Here is a 15,424-nt window from a genome sequence, read left to right as displayed (position 1 = left end):
TAAGGGAAAGCTAAATGAGTAGCGTAGATATTCTGGTTCCTGACCTTCCTGAATCGGTTGCCGATGCGACCGTAGCCACCTGGCACAAGAAACCAGGCGACAGCGTCCAGCGTGACGAAGTTCTGGTTGAAATCGAAACTGACAAAGTTGTGTTGGAAGTGCCGGCCAGCGAAGCAGGTATTCTTGATGCGATCGTGGAAGAAGAGGGCGCAACCGTGCTTTCTCGCCAGATCCTCGGCCGTATTCGCCCGGGCAACAGCTCTGGCAAGCCGACCGAAGAGAAGAGCCAGGCTAAAGAAGCCACTCCGGCCCAGCGCGCAACCGCCAGCCTGGAAGAAGAGAGCAACGATGCACTCAGCCCGGCGATCCGCCGTCTGATTGCTGAACACGATCTCGACGCTGCAGCCATCAAAGGCAGCGGCGTGGGTGGCCGCATCACTCGCGAAGACGTGGAAGCGCATCTGGCTAACGGCAAGAAAGCCGACAAGCCGGCCGCAGCCGCAGTTGAAGCCGCACCGCAGCCTGCCCTGAGCAACCGCAGCGAAAAACGCGTGCCGATGACCCGTCTGCGCAAGCGCGTGGCCGAGCGTCTGTTGGAAGCGAAGAACAGCACTGCGATGCTGACTACCTTCAATGAAATCAACATGCAGCCGATCATGGATCTGCGCAAGCAGTACGGTGAAGCTTTCGAAAAACGCCACGGTGTACGTCTGGGCTTCATGTCCTTCTACATCAAGGCGGTGGTTGAAGCGCTGAAACGCTTCCCGGAAGTGAACGCTTCCATTGACGGTACTGATGTGGTCTACCACAACTATTTCGATATCAGCATTGCGGTATCTACCCCACGCGGCCTGGTGACCCCGGTACTGCGCGATGTAGACAGCATGAGCATGGCGGACATCGAGAAGAAAATCAAAGAGCTGGCGGTCAAAGGCCGTGACGGCAAATTGACCGTGGAAGAACTGACCGGCGGTAACTTCACCATTACCAACGGCGGCGTATTCGGTTCACTGATGTCTACCCCGATCATCAACCCACCGCAGAGCGCCATCCTGGGCATGCACGCCATTAAAGATCGCCCAATGGCGGTGAATGGCCAGGTTGTGATCCAGCCAATGATGTATCTGGCACTTTCTTACGATCACCGCCTGATCGACGGCAAAGAGTCCGTTGGTTACCTGGTGACGGTGAAAGAGATGCTGGAAGATCCGGCTCGTCTGCTGCTGGACGTATAACCCTGATGGGCGCGGTACGCCGCGCCCACACTCTGTGCTATGTGGCCGACAAAAGTCATGCGGTTTTCCGCCAAAATGGCTCGGCTAAAACCTTCAGAACTGAATGGATAGAACATCATGAATTTACACGAATATCAGGCAAAACAGCTGTTTGCTCGGTATGGCATGCCGGCACCAACCGGTTACGCCTGTACCACACCGCGTGAAGCAGAAGAAGCCGCATCCAAAATCGGCTCCGGCCCGTGGGTGGTAAAATGTCAGGTTCATGCTGGCGGTCGCGGTAAAGCTGGCGGCGTTAAAGTGGTTAACAGCAAAGAAGACATCCGTGCTTTCGCTGAAGCCTGGCTGGGCAAGCGTCTGGTGACCTACCAGACTGACGCGCTGGGCCAACCGGTTCACCAGATCCTGGTAGAAGCGGCGACCGACATCGATAAAGAACTGTATCTGGGCGCGGTAGTTGACCGTGCAAGCCGTCGTGTGGTGTTTATGGCATCCACCGAAGGTGGCGTTGAGATTGAAAAAGTTGCGGAAGAAACCCCGGAACTGATCCACAAAATGACCATCGACCCACTGGCAGGCCCACAGCCTTACCAGGGCCGTGAGCTGGCCTTCAAACTGGGCCTGACCGGCAAGCAAGTCGGCCAGTTCGCCAAGATCTTCATGGGATTGGCGACGCTGTTCCTGGAGCGCGACCTGGCGATGGTTGAGATCAACCCGCTGGTAGTCACCAAGCAGGGCGATCTGATCTGCCTGGACGGCAAATTGGGCGCCGACGGCAACGCACTGTTCCGCCAGTCTGAGCTGCGTGAAATGCGTGACCCTTCTCAGGAAGACGAGCGTGAATCCCGTGCTGCACAGTGGGAGCTGAACTACGTTGCTCTCGACGGCAACATCGGTTGCATGGTTAACGGCGCGGGTCTGGCGATGGGCACCATGGACATCGTTAAACTGCACGGCGGCGAACCGGCCAACTTCCTCGACGTAGGCGGCGGCGCGACCAAAGAGCGCGTGACCGAAGCGTTCAAAATCATCCTGTCTGACGACAAGGTGAAAGCGGTTCTGGTTAACATTTTCGGTGGTATCGTGCGCTGCGATCTGATCGCCGACGGCATCATTGGCGCAGTCGCCGAAGTGGGCGTTAACGTCCCTGTGGTCGTGCGTCTGGAAGGGAACAATGCCGAACTGGGCGCCAAGAAACTGGCGGACAGCGGTCTGAATATCATTGCTGCGACCAGCCTGACTGATGCGGCTCAGCAAGTTGTTGCGGCAGTGGAGGGTAAATAATGTCCATTTTAATCGATAAGAACACCAAAGTAATTTGCCAGGGCTTCACCGGTAGCCAGGGGACCTTCCACTCCGAGCAGGCTATCGCTTACGGCACCAAAATGGTCGGTGGCGTTACGCCGGGCAAAGGCGGCACTCAACACCTGGGTCTGCCGGTGTTCAACACCGTGCGTGAAGCGGTCGAAGCTACCGGCGCAACTGCGTCCGTGATCTACGTACCGGCGCCGTTCTGCAAAGATTCCATTCTGGAAGCTATCGATGCAGGCATCAAACTGATCATCACCATCACCGAAGGCATCCCTACGCTGGATATGCTGACCGTGAAAGTGAAGCTGGATGAAGCCGGCGTGCGCATGATTGGCCCGAACTGCCCAGGCGTTATCACTCCGGGCGAGTGCAAAATCGGCATCATGCCAGGCCACATCCACCTGCCGGGCAAAGTGGGCATCGTTTCCCGCTCTGGCACCCTGACCTATGAAGCGGTTAAGCAAACCACCGATACCGGTCTGGGCCAGTCTACCTGTGTGGGCATCGGCGGCGACCCGATCCCAGGCTCCAACTTCATCGATATCCTGAAAATGTTCCAGGAAGATCCGCAGACTGAAGCGATTGTGATGATCGGCGAGATCGGCGGTAGCGCGGAAGAAGAAGCGGCAGCTTACATCAAAGAACACGTCACCAAGCCGGTTGTTGGCTACATTGCCGGCGTTACTGCGCCGAAAGGCAAACGTATGGGCCACGCAGGCGCCATCATCGCCGGCGGCAAAGGCACTGCGGACGAAAAATTCGCAGCGCTGGAAGCGGCCGGAGTTAAAACCGTACGCAGCCTGGCTGACATCGGTGAAGCGGTAAAAGCGGTATTGAACCGCTGATACGGCAATAGTCTCTCGACATGATTGGCCACCCTTTTGGGTGGCCTTTTTTATGGAAAGGGGTCAGAAGCTGTTGAGCGCCTTGATCAGCGTGATGCGATCCTGCAGACGTTGTTTTTGCATTGCGTCGTTGCTGTTTCCCCGTTGCTTTTCGAGCGAGGAGAGGGCGGCGTTATAACCGGCGGCGTCACTGAATAATGCATCCTTAACGTTGATTGATGCCACGTTGGTATAACGGCCGTCATCGGTGGTGGGGACGCGGATGATGCCTTGATTTAACAGACTTTTGACGATCGCCCGCTGGGGTTCATAGCCTTCCATGCCCACCAGTTTCCAGCGCTGCTGCGGCAGCCCCTGATATTGTCCTTTTTTCACTTCCGTCAGATAACGCAGGGTGAGATTGCGGATGGTGCCTTCCTCCTCGCCGTATTGCGCCTTGCTGTCGGACAGCACCGGGAAGGATTGCCCCTCCAGCGCACCGCCTTTTTGCGTCAGATGCCCCATGCGATAGCTGTTCATGCCCAGGCGAATCGGCATCTCGTCGGTAACCGGGGTGCCATCGGCCAGGTGTAAATCGGTAATGCGCGAACCGGCGGGTTGGCGCAGATCGATGCTGTAGGTGACGCCGTCGAAAAAGTCGTTGGTGGAGTATTTGGAGGAGCGACGCGCCGGGTTAAAGCTGTAGGTAACATCACCCGGCTTAAGCTGGTTAAAGTAACCGGCGGACCATTCCATATACTGTTTTAACGCTTTGCCGTTAAGCTGATAAACGGTGATTTCACCGCCGGCGTATTGATAGTTAAACGCGATATCCTTGGCCTTGATTTCACCGACATCGAGTTTGGCGGAGTCATTATCGATTTGCAGGGCGATCACCTGCGCCTGCGGCGCGTAATAACGGGCGGCTTGCTGGAACAGGGCGCTGATGCCGGTATCCTGAATATGCACTTGCGGAATACCCTTGATCTCGTCGGCCGGCACCAGATCGCTGCCGGTTAGCGTCGCTACCACCCGATTGGCATTGGCGCGCAGAATATCGTGATACGGCTGGTAGAGGGCCAGCATGCCGCTGTCGGGTGTGATGCCCTTAATCGGGTAGGTAAAACTGTCTTTATTGATCAGGGCGAACTTGCCGTCGCGCCGTTCAAACTGCAGATCGATGCGCGATAGCGCGCGGCCATATTTATCCGGCTCGGTAATAATGACGCCGTTGACCACTGCCTTGTCGATTTTTACATGCATATGTCCGGCAACGATCGCGGCCAGTTGCGGGTTGGCGTTGGCAATGTCGGCCACGCCGGTGCCTGGCCGCTGGTTTTCGTTATCGATACCCATATGCGCCACCAGAACGATGGCGTCGACCTGGCCGTCAATCTCGCTGATTACGTTCTTCACCGCTTGCACAGGGTCGGTAAAGTTCAGCCCTTTGGTGCGATCGGTGCCTTTGGCAAACTCGGCGGTCATTGGCGTATCCATGCCGATAATGCCGATTTTAACGCCCTGGCGTTCGATAATTTTGTACGCCGGCAGGAACTGCTTGCCGTTATCCCAGAAAATATTGCCCGCCAGCGCGGTGCCTTCAAACTGCTTGAGTGGCGTCGCCAGCACCGGCAGGCCGAAATCGAACTCGTGGTTGCCCACCACCCAGACGTCGTACTTGAGCGCGTTAAAGCCCAGCATCATCGGGCTGATGGCCTCATGTTTGAAGGTTTCGACAAAATTGCCCTGAATGGTGTCGCCGGCGTCAACCAGGATCAGGTTGGGTTGTTCGGTACGCAGTTTTTTAATCTGAGTGGCGATCTGGCTCAGGCTGCCTGCCAGGTTTTCGGTATCGCTGGCGTAGTCCCAGGGCACGAAGGTGCCGTGCAGGTCAGAGGTGCCCAGCAACGTAATGTTCACCGTTTCCGCAGCGATGGCGCTCCCTGAGAGTCCAAGCACAGAGGCAAAAAGAATTTTTTTCATAAGTTATTGTAGGCCAAAGATTTTTTATACAAGATTCTATTTTGCTACAAAAATGCAACCTTTACGATCAAATAGCTAAAAATAGACTAATATTGGAGAGAGTTTTTTGCTTTTGTGACTGAAATCACTGTGTTCGATTATTGGAAATAAAAAGTTAATTATGTCGCATAATAAGCGCGTAATAATACAATGGCACTGCTTTTAAATTACATTTATTTAACACAAAAATATCATTAAAAAACAATTAAACCATTACGCAACATGACCCTAAGAAAATTATGAGAAATGTGCTGATGAATATGGAAATAATACTAAGATAGGCTTAAATTGTTTCAGATCAAATTAGCCCAGAGTCCCTCTTTTGGCCAGGATTTGACCTGTAACCAAAAGTCTAACCCACATCACGCAAAAACCTATTTATTGTGTGGGATTGGGCGAGTATCATCCATGTTGTGATTATGGATGGTTGATCTTGTTGCATTTGTTACCCGTTGTCGGTTTTCAGTGGTGTGCTTGACGTTGGCCCGCGTGGCCTTGCGGTGAGTGTGCGGTTGAAAGCGGAGAAGCTGGATCAAATTTGTTGTTTTTAAGGGCATTCACTGCGGGGCGTTACCGGTGTCTTCGAAAGAAGTATTACCGATAACCGCATGTCGGAGTCTTCCTGCGAGGAGCAAGGAGTCAAGATGTTTGATATTGTCGAACTGTCGCGCTTACAGTTTGCTTTAACGGCGATGTACCATTTCTTATTTGTCCCATTAACGCTAGGCATGGCGTTTTTGCTGGCAATTATGGAAACGGTATATGTGCTGTCTGGCAAACAAATCTATAAAGATATGACCAAATTCTGGGGCAAGTTATTTGCGATTAACTTTGCTCTGGGTGTGGCCACCGGTTTGACCATGGAGTTCCAGTTCGGGACCAACTGGTCATATTTCTCCCATTACGTCGGTGATATTTTCGGGGCCCCGCTGGCCATCGAAGGTCTGATGGCGTTCTTCCTTGAATCGACGCTGGTCGGGCTGTTCTTCTTCGGCTGGGATCGTCTGAGCAAAGTGCAGCACATGGCGGTAACCTGGCTTGTGGCGCTGGGCTCGAACTTCTCCGCACTGTGGATCCTGGTTGCCAACGGCTGGATGCAGAACCCGATCGCCTCTGACTTCAACTTCGAAACCATGCGCATGGAGATGCTCAGCTTCTCCGAACTGGTACTTAACCCGGTTGCGCAGGTGAAGTTTGTGCACACCGTGGCTGCCGGCTACACCTGTGGCGCGATGTTCGTTCTGGGTATCAGCTCTTACTACCTGTTGAAAGGCCGCGATGTCGCCTTCGCCAAGCGCTCCTTCGCCATTGCCGCCAGTTTCGGTATGGCTGCCGTATTGTCCGTTATCGTGCTGGGTGATGAATCCGGTTACGAAATGGGCGACGTGCAGAAAACCAAGCTGGCCGCTATCGAAGCCGAGTGGGAAACCCAACCGGCTCCGGCCGCCTTTACCCTGTTCGGGATCCCGAATCAGGATAAAATGGAAAACTCCTACGCGATTCAAATCCCTTACGCGCTCGGGCTGATTGCGACTCGCTCAACGGACACCCAGGTCACCGGCCTGAAAGATCTGATGGCGCAGCATGAAGTGCGTATCCGCAACGGGATGAAAGCCTACCAATTGCTCGAAGAGCTGCGTGGTGGCAATACCGATCCGGCCGTGCGCGCCGAGTTCAACAAAGCCAAGCAGGATCTGGGCTACGGTCTGTTGCTGAAGCGTTATACCCCGAACGTCACCGACGCGACGGAAGCGCAGATCCAGCAAGCGACCAAAGACTCCATCCCACGCGTGGCGCCGCTGTACTTCGCCTTCCGCATCATGGTGGCTTGTGGCGTGCTGATGCTGTTCATTATCGGTCTGTCGTTCTGGAGCGTGATTCGCGGGCGCATCGGTCAGAGAAAATGGCTGCATCGCGCGGCGCTGTATGGCTTGCCGCTGCCTTGGATTGCGATTGAAGCCGGCTGGTTTGTGGCTGAATACGGTCGTCAACCTTGGGCGATCGGTGAGGTGCTGCCGACGGCTGTCGCCAACTCTTCACTGACTGCGGGCGACATTCTGTTCTCGATGGGGCTGATTTGCGGCTTGTACACCCTGTTCCTGGTGGCTGAGATGTACCTGATGTTCAAATTTGCGCGTCTGGGTCCAAGCAGCCTGAAAACTGGCCGCTACCACTTTGAACAACCGACTGCCGCCGTGCAGGAAGCGCGCTAAACAGGAGTCCACGTATGTTTGACTATGAAGTACTGCGATTTATCTGGTGGGCTCTGATTGGCGTACTGCTGATCGGTTTCGCCGTCACCGACGGTTTCGACATGGGCGTCGGCATCCTGCTGCGCATTATCGGCAGAACCGATACTGAGCGTCGGGTGATGATCAACTCTATCGCTCCGCACTGGGACGGTAACCAGGTGTGGCTGATCACCGCAGGTGGCGCGCTGTTCGCCGCCTGGCCGATGGTCTACGCGGCGGCGTTCTCCGGTTTCTACGTCGCGATGATCCTGGTGCTGTCAGCCTTGTTCTTCCGCCCGGTCGGTTTTGACTACCGTTCGAAGCTGGAAAACAGCCGCTGGCGCAACATGTGGGACTGGGGCATTTTCATCGGCAGCTTTGTGCCGGCCGTGGTGTTCGGCGTGGCGTTCGGCAACCTGTTGCAGGGCGTGCCGTTCCACATGGACGAATACATGCGTCTGTTCTACACCGGCAACTTCTTCCAACTGCTGAACCCGTTCGGCCTGTTGGCGGGTGTGGTCAGCCTGACCATGCTGGTGACGCAAGGGGCAACTTATCTGCAGATGCGTACCTCCGGCGAGATCCACCTGCGCGCACGCGCTGCGGCGCAGATCTCCACGCTGGTGATGGCGGTATGCTTCCTGCTGGGCGGCGTATGGCTGGTGAAAGGCATCGATGGGTATGTGATTACCTCGGCGCTGAATACTATGGCGGAGTCTAACCCGATGCGTAAAGAAGTGGCGCATCAGGCGGGGGCCTGGTTGATTAACTTCAACAAGTATCCGGCGCTGTGGGCGCTGCCTGCGTTGGGCGTCGTGCTGCCGTTGTTCACCGCTCTGTTCTCGCGTTTGCAGAAAGACGCGTTGGCCTTCGTGTCTTCGTCACTGACCATTGCCTGTGTGATCCTGACCGCCGGGGTAACCATGTTCCCGTTCGTGATGCCGTCAAGCACTGTGCCTAACGTTAGCCTGACCATGTGGGACGCGACGTCCAGCCTGTTTACGCTGGAAGTGATGACCGTTGTTGCGGCGATCTTCGTGCCTATCGTTCTGGCGTACACCAGTTGGTCGTACTACAAAATGTTTGGCCGTCTCGACAAGAATTTCATCGAGAACAACAAGCATTCGCTGTATTAAGGATAAGGAGCTAAACCATGTGGTATTTTGCCTGGATTCTCGGAACGCTTCTTGCCTGCGCCTTCGGCATCATCACGGCGCTGGCGCTTGAGCATCACGAAGATTCAAAAGCGCAGCAAGACGGCAAGTGATGAGTTCGTCATTGGCTGACAAGCTGTACGCCATGACTGACAAGGGCCCGGTTCGGGCCCTTTCATTGGTGCTGGCGTTGATTTTGGCGGGCTGTATTTTCTGGGATCCGACCCGCTTTGCGGCGAAGACCAGCTCGCTGGAGATTTGGGAAGGCCTGCTGCTTATTTGGGCGGTGTGCACGGGCGTGATTCACGGCGTCGGGTTCCGACCGCAACGTTCGTTATGGCGTGCTTTTTTTGCGCCACTTCCGGCAATTGTGATCCTGGCCGCAGGATTATTTTACGTTTCTTTATAATCTCCGTTATATCCCCGTGTTATGGGCCGTTCCGGCCCATAATTATTTTCGTTCCCTTCTTGTAACCCATTCCCAACCCGATCCGTCTTGCGTATAGTAGCACCGTTAAATTGCATTGCTGGGAAGTAGAGTGAGTAATACGTTGTTTCGATGGCCGGTTCGCGTTTACTACGAGGATACCGATGCCAGTGGTGTGGTCTATCACGCCCGCTATGTCGCCTTTTTTGAAAGAGCGCGCACCGAGATGCTGCGTCACCACAACTTTCATCAACAGCAGCTGCTCAGTGAACATATCGCTTTCGTAGTCCGGCGCATGACGGTGGATTATCTGGCTCCGGCTTGTCTCGACGAACAGCTGGAAGTGCAGAGTGAAATCACCTCAATGCGCGGGGCTTCTCTCACGTTTGCTCAACGTATTGTCAATTCTGACGGAACTCTTTTGAGTCAGGCCGATGTGTTGATTGCATGCATTGATCCACACCAAATGAAGCCGATAGCGCTTCCTAAGTCTATTGTCGCGGAGTTTAAGCAGTGAATGAGATGAACATCCTAGATTTATTCTTGAAGGCAAGCCTGCTGGTTAAGCTTATCATGTTGATTTTGATATGCTTCTCGGTGGCCTCCTGGGCGATCATCATTCAGCGCACCCGCATCCTTAATGCGGCCACGCGTGACGCCGAGGCCTTTGAAGACAAATTCTGGTCCGGTATTGAACTTTCCCGTCTGTATCAGGAAAGCCAGGCACGTCGCGATAGCCTGACCGGCTCCGAACAAATTTTCCATTCTGGTTTCAAAGAATTCGCTCGCTTGCACCGCGCTAACAACCATGCGCCGGAATCGGTGATCGAAGGCGCGTCACGCGCTATGCGCATCTCGATGAACCGCGAGCTGGAAACGCTGGAAAACCACATTCCTTTCCTCGGCACCGTGGGGTCGATCAGTCCGTATATCGGTTTGTTCGGCACCGTGTGGGGGATTATGCACGCCTTTATCGCACTGGGTGCGGTGAAACAGGCCACGCTGCAAATGGTAGCACCGGGTATCGCCGAAGCACTGATCGCAACTGCCATCGGTTTGTTCGCCGCTATCCCGGCCGTTATGGCCTATAACCGCCTCAACCAGCGCGTCAACAAGCTTGAGCAGAATTACGACAACTTTATGGAAGAGTTCACCGCTATTCTGCATCGTCAGGCCTTCTCCAGCGACAGCAAATAAGTAGGAGGTAGCATGGCGAGAGTTCGTGGACGCAATCGGCGCGAGCTGAAGTCCGAAATTAACATAGTTCCGTTGCTCGACGTGTTGCTGGTGCTGTTGCTGATCTTTATGGCAACCGCGCCGATCATCACCCAGAGCGTTGAGGTCTCCCTGCCGGATGCCACCGATTCCAAGGCGGTGTCCAGTGACGATAACCCGCCGGTGATCCTCGAGGTTTCCGGTGTCGGTCAATATACGTTGGTGGTGGATCACAACCGCATGGAGTTGTTGCCGCCGGAGCAGGTTGCAGCCGAAGCCAAGTCGCGTTTAGCGGCTAACCCGAAGACGGTCTTTTTGATCGGCGGGGCGAAGGAAGTACCCTACGATGAGATTATCAAGGCATTGAATATTCTTCATCAGGCGGGCGTCGCTTCCGTGGGGCTGATGACCCAGCCAATCTGACCGTAAGGTTGGAGGCAACCCGGTTCCTGTGCTCAGGCGCAGGAACCCCGTATAAGCAACACCAGTTTTTGGGAATCTATTTTGGTAAAGGCAACTGAGCAAAACGATAAGCTGAACCGCGCCGTTATTGTTTCGGTCGTTCTGCACTTCATATTGATTGCCCTGCTGATTTGGGGATCGCTGCAAGAAAACGTCAACATGGACAGCGCCGGCGGTGGCGGCGAGGGTTCGGTTGTTGGTGCAGTGATGGTCGATCCTGGGGCAGTGGTGGAGCAGTACAACCGCCAGCAACAGCAGAGTAACGACGCGCAGCGTGCTGAAAAGCAGCGCCAGAAAAAAGCGGAGCAACAGGCCGAAGAACTTCAGCAGAAGCAGGCGGCGGAACAACAGCGCCTGAAAGAGCTGGAGAAAGAGCGTTTGACCGCGCAGGAAAAAGCGGCGCAGGACGCGAAAGAACAGGCTGAACAGCAAAAGCAGGCCGCAGAGCAGCAAAAGCAAGCGGCAGAACAGCAGAAACAGGCCGCTGAGCAACAAAAGCAGGCCGCTGAACAGCAAAAAGTGGCCGAGAAGGCTGCGGAGAAAGCCAAAGAACAACAGAAAGTAGCGGAAGCGGCCGCCGCCAAGGCCAAGGCCGAAGCGGATAAAGTTGCCAAGGCACAAGCGGACGCGCAGAAGAAAGCGGAAGCTGAAGCCAAGAAAGAAGCCGCCGCCGCCGCTGCCGCCAAGAAACAGGCGGAAGAAGCGAAGAAAGCGGCTGCCGCTGAGCAAAAAGCGACGGAAGCCGCAGAGAAAAAAGCGGCTGCCGACGCCGAGAAGAAAGCCGCAGCAGAAGCCGAGAAAGCCGAGAAAAAGGCAGCTGCTGACGCCGAGAAGAAAGCGGCCGCAGAGGCTGAGAAAAAAGCGGCTGCTGCCGAGAAGGCCGCAGCCAAGAAAGCCGCAGCGGATGCCAAGAAGAAGGCGGCTGCCGAAGCTGCAGCTCAGTCCTCAGAGGTTGACGATCTCTTTGGCGGTTTGGCAGACGGTAAAAACGCGCCGAAAGGCGGCGGCGCCAAGTCTGGCGGCGCTAAGTCGAAGGGCGACGGTAAACCTGCCGGTCAGGGCAATGCCAAGACCGCAGGGGCCAGTGGGGCTGATATTAATGGTTATTTGGGGCAGATTAAGGGCGCGATCGAGAGCAAGTTTTATGATGCCAGCTCGTTCGCCGGTAAGACCTGTAACCTGCGTATTAAGCTGGCACCGGATGGCCTGTTGATTGATGTTAAAGCTGAAGGGGGTGATCCGGCTCTGTGTCAGGCGGCGATAGCCGCAGCGAAGCAGGCGAAGATCCCAAAACCACCTAGCCAGGCTGTGTATGAGGTGTTTAAGAATGCTCCCCTTGTATTCAAGCCATAATAACGGTTGATTGACTAAGTCATATCGCAGGGATGTACTAAGGTAACCAACAGGGATTATGTAGTTTTGTTTGCGTTGGTTTGTTAAAATTCTGCTAATTTATCGCAGGCATCCCGCCTGGATAAGGGAGATGAGATGAAGCAGGCATTTCGAGTAGCGTTAGGTTTTTTAATACTGTGGGCGTCCGTTCTTCACGCGGAAGTTCGCATCGAAATCACCCAAGGGGTCGACTCTGCTCGTCCGATTGGTGTGGTACCGTTTAAATGGGCTGGCCCAGGCACGCCTCCGGAAGATATTGGCAAGATTGTCGGCGCGGATTTGCGCAATAGCGGCAAATTCAACCCAATTGACGTGGCGCGCATGCCGCAGCAACCGACCTCCGCGTCTGAAGTGACGCCGGCGGCCTGGACTGCATTGGGCATTGACGCGGTCGTGGTCGGCCAGGTGCAACCTGGTGCAGACGGCGGCTACCTGATCTCCTATCAGCTGGTGGACACTTCAGGTTCACCGGGCACCGTATTGGCGCAAAACCAGTATAAAGTGACCAAGCAATGGTTGCGTTATTCTGCACACACCGCCAGTGACGAAGTGTTCGAGAAGCTGACCGGTATCAAGGGCGCGTTCCGTACTCGTATCGCTTACGTAGTGCAGACCAACGGCGGGAAATTCCCGTACGAGCTGCGCGTAGCGGATTACGACGGTTACAACCAGTTTGTGGTACACCGTTCACCGGAGCCGTTGATGTCCCCGGCCTGGTCGCCGGATGGCAGCAAGCTGGCGTACGTGACCTTTGAAAGCGGCCGTTCTGCGCTGGTCGTACAGACCCTGGCTAATGGCGCTATCCGTCAGATCGCTTCGTTCCCGCGTCACAACGGCGCACCGGCGTTCTCACCGGACGGCAGCCGTCTGGCCTTTGCGCTGTCTAAAAGCGGCAGCCTGAACCTGTACGTGATGAATCTCGGCTCTGGCCAGATCACGCAAATCACAGACGGGCGCAGCAACAATACCGAACCGACCTGGTTCCCGGATGGCCAGTCTCTGGCATATACCTCCGATCAGGGCGGCCGACCGCAGATTTATAAAGTCAGTGCCAGTGGCGGTGCGTCACAGCGTCTGACATGGGAAGGCTCTCAGAATCAGGATTCTGAAGTCAGCTCTGATGGTAAATTCTTGGTGATGGTGAGCTCCAATAGCGGCGCTCAGCATATCGCCAAACAAGATCTTGGATCGGGAGCCGTTCAAGTTTTAACCGGCACGTTCCTGGACGAAACGCCTAGTATTGCGCCAAATGGCACCATGGTGATCTATAGCTCCACGCAAGGTATGGGCTCCGTGCTGCAACTGGTATCGACTGATGGGCGTTTCAAAGCGCGTCTTCCGGCAACTGATGGACAGGTCAAATTCCCTGCCTGGTCGCCGTATCTGTGATGCATGTGTAAATATGTATGGCAAACTATAAAAGGATCAAAGAAATGCAACTGAACAAAGTGCTGAAAGGGCTTCTGCTGGCACTGCCAGTTCTGGCTGTAGCGGCTTGTAGTTCTAACAAAAGCGCAAACAACGACCAATCTGGTCTGGGCGCTGGCGCTGGCACTGGTACAGAAAACGGCAGCAGCAACCTGTCTTCTGAAGAACAAGCTCGTCTGCAGATGCAAGAACTGCAGAAGAACAACATTGTTTACTTCGGCCTGGACAAGTATGACGTGAGCTCCGAGTTCGCTCAGATGCTGGACGCACACTCTGCATTCCTGCGTAACAACCCGTCTTACAAAGTGACCGTTGAAGGCCACGCGGACGAACGCGGCACGCCGGAATACAACATCGCTCTGGGCGAGCGTCGTGCTAACGCAGTTAAAATGTACCTGCAAGGCAAAGGCGTTTCAGCTGACCAGATCTCTATCGTTTCTTACGGTAAAGAAAAACCAGCAGTACTGGGCCACGACGAAGCGGCTTATGCTAAAAACCGTCGTGCCGTTCTGGTTTACTAAGAGAATCGCATGAACAGTAACTTCAGACGTCACTTGTTGAGTCTGTCGTTACTGGTTGGCGTAGCGGTCCCATGGGCCGCTACTGCCCAAGCGCCAATCAGTAATGTCGGCTCCGGCTCGGTCGAAGACCGTGTCACTTCACTTGAGCGTATCTCCAATGCTCAGGGCCAGCTTTTAAACCAACTCCAGCAACAACTCTCTGATAACCAGCGCGATATTGACTCTCTCCGCGGGCAAATCCAGGAAAGCCAGTATCAACTGAATCAGGTTGTTGAACGCCAAAAGCAGATCTATCAACAGATGGATAGCATCAGCCAGGGCGGCGCTCAGAGCTCCGCAGCCGCTGCGGGTGCCGCAGGTGGGGCAGCAGCGGCTGCCTCCACCGACGGCGCTGACAGCGCGTCTGCGGGCGCCTCAGCAGCTGCGCCGGCCAGTACGGGCGATGAAAACAGCGACTACAACGCCGCTGTTTCATTGGCGCTGGAAAAAAAACAGTATGATCAGGCGATCTCCGCTTTTCAGACCTTCGTAAAACAGTACCCAAAGTCTACTTACCAGCCCAACGCCAATTATTGGCTGGGGCAGTTGTTCTACAACAAGGGTAAGAAAGACGATGCGGCCTACTATTTTGCCGTCGTGGTGAAGAATTACGCAAAATCACCTAAGGCGCCGGACGCAATGTACAAGGTGGGTATCATCATGCAGGAAAAAGGGCAGGCCGATAAAGCCAAAGCCGTGTTCCAGCAGGTGATTAAACAATACCCAACCAGTGCTGCGGCCAAACAGGCGAAAAGTCGCGTTGCCGGTTAATAAGCAAAAAAATGAGCCCAGAAATTAGTCTATCTGACCGCTTTCTGGGCTCATTCGTGTGAAGAACAAGCAGTTGAACCACTTGTTTTAAAATTTAAGTTGCGCTGCCAAGATAAATTAGTAATATATGCCGCCGTTGCCAAGACAACTTGCAAGATGTTAAAGCAGCTAGGAAATTGGGTCGTTAGCTCAGTTGGTAGAGCAGTTGACTTTTAATCAATTGGTCGCAGGTTCGAATCCCGCACGACCCACCAATTCCTAAAATCAGAAATGAAGTGAAATCGTAAGGGTGAGAACCGTAAAGGTTCGAGTCTCGCAAAGCGAGACAACATCACGAAGTGATGGCCCGAAGGGTGAGGCTGAAAGCCGAATAATCCCGCACGACCCACCAA

Annotated in this window: 15 protein-coding genes, 1 tRNA gene and 1 other RNA gene; 16 read left to right on the top strand and 1 reads right to left on the bottom strand. The window is 54.6% G+C overall.

Features of this window, described 5'->3' with window-relative positions; genetic code table 11:
- Window positions 1–14 precede the first annotated feature (14 nt).
- The 3 genes from odhB (at window position 15) to sucD (ending at window position 3,391) form a co-directional block, all read left to right on the top strand.
- Window positions 15–1,235 carry a 2-oxoglutarate dehydrogenase complex dihydrolipoyllysine-residue succinyltransferase gene (gene odhB / locus SPL01S_RS20430; protein ID WP_004949755.1) on the top strand — a complete coding sequence of 407 codons (1,221 nt, stop codon included), beginning with the start codon at window positions 15–17 and terminating at the stop codon, window positions 1,233–1,235.
- A gap of 117 nt (window positions 1,236–1,352) precedes the next feature.
- Window positions 1,353–2,519 (top strand): ADP-forming succinate--CoA ligase subunit beta, encoded by a 1,167-nt coding sequence (gene sucC, locus SPL01S_RS20425; protein WP_004949756.1) that lies wholly within the window; start codon window positions 1,353–1,355, stop codon window positions 2,517–2,519.
- Window positions 2,519–3,391, top strand: a complete 873-nt coding sequence (sucD, locus tag SPL01S_RS20420; protein ID WP_004949757.1) for a succinate--CoA ligase subunit alpha — start codon at window positions 2,519–2,521, stop codon at window positions 3,389–3,391. The genes sucC and sucD overlap by 1 nt, the downstream gene beginning before the upstream one ends.
- 63 nt (window positions 3,392–3,454) lie before the next feature.
- On the opposite strand, the gene SPL01S_RS20415 is transcribed toward sucD, so the two are convergent.
- Window positions 3,455–5,353 carry a bifunctional metallophosphatase/5'-nucleotidase gene (locus SPL01S_RS20415; protein WP_063202491.1) on the bottom strand — a complete coding sequence of 633 codons (1,899 nt, stop codon included), beginning with the start codon at window positions 5,351–5,353 and terminating at the stop codon, window positions 3,455–3,457.
- Between the two features lie 683 nt (window positions 5,354–6,036).
- On the opposite strand from SPL01S_RS20415, the gene cydA reads away from it, so the two are divergent.
- The 13 genes from cydA to SPL01S_RS20350 all read left to right on the top strand — a co-directional run bounded on the left by cydA (window position 6,037) and on the right by SPL01S_RS20350 (window position 15,423).
- Window positions 6,037–7,605, top strand: coding sequence for a cytochrome ubiquinol oxidase subunit I (gene cydA / locus SPL01S_RS20410; protein WP_004949759.1), 1,569 nt, complete (start codon window positions 6,037–6,039; stop codon window positions 7,603–7,605).
- A gap of 14 nt (window positions 7,606–7,619) precedes the next feature.
- Window positions 7,620–8,759, top strand: a complete 1,140-nt coding sequence (gene cydB, locus SPL01S_RS20405) for a cytochrome d ubiquinol oxidase subunit II (protein ID WP_004949760.1) — start codon at window positions 7,620–7,622, stop codon at window positions 8,757–8,759.
- 17 nt (window positions 8,760–8,776) lie between these two features.
- A complete protein-coding gene (cydX, locus tag SPL01S_RS20400) occupies window positions 8,777–8,890 on the top strand; it encodes a cytochrome bd-I oxidase subunit CydX (protein ID WP_004949761.1) in 114 nt (37 codons plus the stop codon).
- Window positions 8,890–9,186 (top strand): cyd operon protein YbgE, encoded by a 297-nt coding sequence (gene ybgE, locus SPL01S_RS20395; protein WP_006324115.1) that lies wholly within the window; start codon window positions 8,890–8,892, stop codon window positions 9,184–9,186. The genes cydX and ybgE overlap by 1 nt, the downstream gene beginning before the upstream one ends.
- Window positions 9,187–9,316: 130 nt before the next feature.
- Window positions 9,317–9,721 (top strand): tol-pal system-associated acyl-CoA thioesterase, encoded by a 405-nt coding sequence (gene ybgC, locus SPL01S_RS20390; protein ID WP_063202489.1) that lies wholly within the window; start codon window positions 9,317–9,319, stop codon window positions 9,719–9,721.
- A complete protein-coding gene (gene tolQ, locus SPL01S_RS20385) occupies window positions 9,718–10,401 on the top strand; it encodes a Tol-Pal system protein TolQ (RefSeq protein WP_006324117.1) in 684 nt (227 codons plus the stop codon). Before ybgC ends, tolQ begins: the two co-directional genes overlap by 4 nt.
- A 12-nt stretch (window positions 10,402–10,413) precedes the next feature.
- Complete coding sequence (gene tolR / locus SPL01S_RS20380) at window positions 10,414–10,842, top strand: colicin uptake protein TolR (RefSeq protein ID WP_013811929.1); 429 nt, start codon at window positions 10,414–10,416, stop codon at window positions 10,840–10,842.
- Window positions 10,843–10,923: 81 nt separating this feature from the next.
- Window positions 10,924–12,234, top strand: a complete 1,311-nt coding sequence (gene tolA, locus SPL01S_RS20375; protein ID WP_063202487.1) for a cell envelope integrity protein TolA — start codon at window positions 10,924–10,926, stop codon at window positions 12,232–12,234.
- A gap of 135 nt (window positions 12,235–12,369) precedes the next feature.
- The gene (gene tolB / locus SPL01S_RS20370) at window positions 12,370–13,662 is read left to right on the top strand and encodes a Tol-Pal system beta propeller repeat protein TolB (protein WP_004949773.1); all 1,293 of its coding nucleotides are present in this window, start codon (window positions 12,370–12,372) and stop codon (window positions 13,660–13,662) included.
- A 44-nt stretch (window positions 13,663–13,706) separates the two neighbouring features.
- On the top strand, window positions 13,707–14,222 hold the full coding sequence (gene pal / locus SPL01S_RS20365; protein WP_013811931.1) for a peptidoglycan-associated lipoprotein Pal: 516 nt from the start codon (window positions 13,707–13,709) through the stop codon (window positions 14,220–14,222).
- 9 nt (window positions 14,223–14,231) lie between these two features.
- On the top strand, window positions 14,232–15,032 hold the full coding sequence (gene cpoB, locus SPL01S_RS20360) for a cell division protein CpoB (RefSeq protein WP_006324121.1): 801 nt from the start codon (window positions 14,232–14,234) through the stop codon (window positions 15,030–15,032).
- A gap of 178 nt (window positions 15,033–15,210) precedes the next feature.
- Window positions 15,211–15,286, top strand: a tRNA-Lys gene (locus tag SPL01S_RS20355).
- Between the two features lie 15 nt (window positions 15,287–15,301).
- Window positions 15,302–15,423: non-coding RNA, RtT sRNA (locus tag SPL01S_RS20350), on the top strand.
- Window position 15,424: the final 1 nt, after the last annotated feature.

It is taken from the genome of Serratia plymuthica NBRC 102599, assembly GCF_001590925.1.
GTDB classification, from domain to species: Bacteria; Pseudomonadota; Gammaproteobacteria; order Enterobacterales; family Enterobacteriaceae; genus Serratia; species Serratia plymuthica.
The sequence above is the reverse complement of the archived record's forward strand: the minus strand, read 5'-3'. Positions and strand labels throughout refer to the sequence as shown.

Coding starts and splice junctions, on each gene's coding strand:
- odhB (WP_004949755.1), top strand. CDS start 15: ATGAGTAGCGTAGATATTCTGGTTCCTGACCTTCCTGAATCGGTTGCC.
- sucC (WP_004949756.1), top strand. CDS start 1,353: ATGAATTTACACGAATATCAGGCAAAACAGCTGTTTGCTCGGTATGGC.
- sucD (WP_004949757.1), top strand. CDS start 2,519: ATGTCCATTTTAATCGATAAGAACACCAAAGTAATTTGCCAGGGCTTC.
- SPL01S_RS20415 (WP_063202491.1), bottom strand. CDS start 5,353: ATGAAAAAAATTCTTTTTGCCTCTGTGCTTGGACTCTCAGGGAGCGCC.
- cydA (WP_004949759.1), top strand. CDS start 6,037: ATGTTTGATATTGTCGAACTGTCGCGCTTACAGTTTGCTTTAACGGCG.
- cydB (WP_004949760.1), top strand. CDS start 7,620: ATGTTTGACTATGAAGTACTGCGATTTATCTGGTGGGCTCTGATTGGC.
- cydX (WP_004949761.1), top strand. CDS start 8,777: ATGTGGTATTTTGCCTGGATTCTCGGAACGCTTCTTGCCTGCGCCTTC.
- ybgE (WP_006324115.1), top strand. CDS start 8,890: ATGAGTTCGTCATTGGCTGACAAGCTGTACGCCATGACTGACAAGGGC.
- tolR (WP_013811929.1), top strand. CDS start 10,414: ATGGCGAGAGTTCGTGGACGCAATCGGCGCGAGCTGAAGTCCGAAATT.
- tolB (WP_004949773.1), top strand. CDS start 12,370: ATGAAGCAGGCATTTCGAGTAGCGTTAGGTTTTTTAATACTGTGGGCG.
- pal (WP_013811931.1), top strand. CDS start 13,707: ATGCAACTGAACAAAGTGCTGAAAGGGCTTCTGCTGGCACTGCCAGTT.
- cpoB (WP_006324121.1), top strand. CDS start 14,232: ATGAACAGTAACTTCAGACGTCACTTGTTGAGTCTGTCGTTACTGGTT.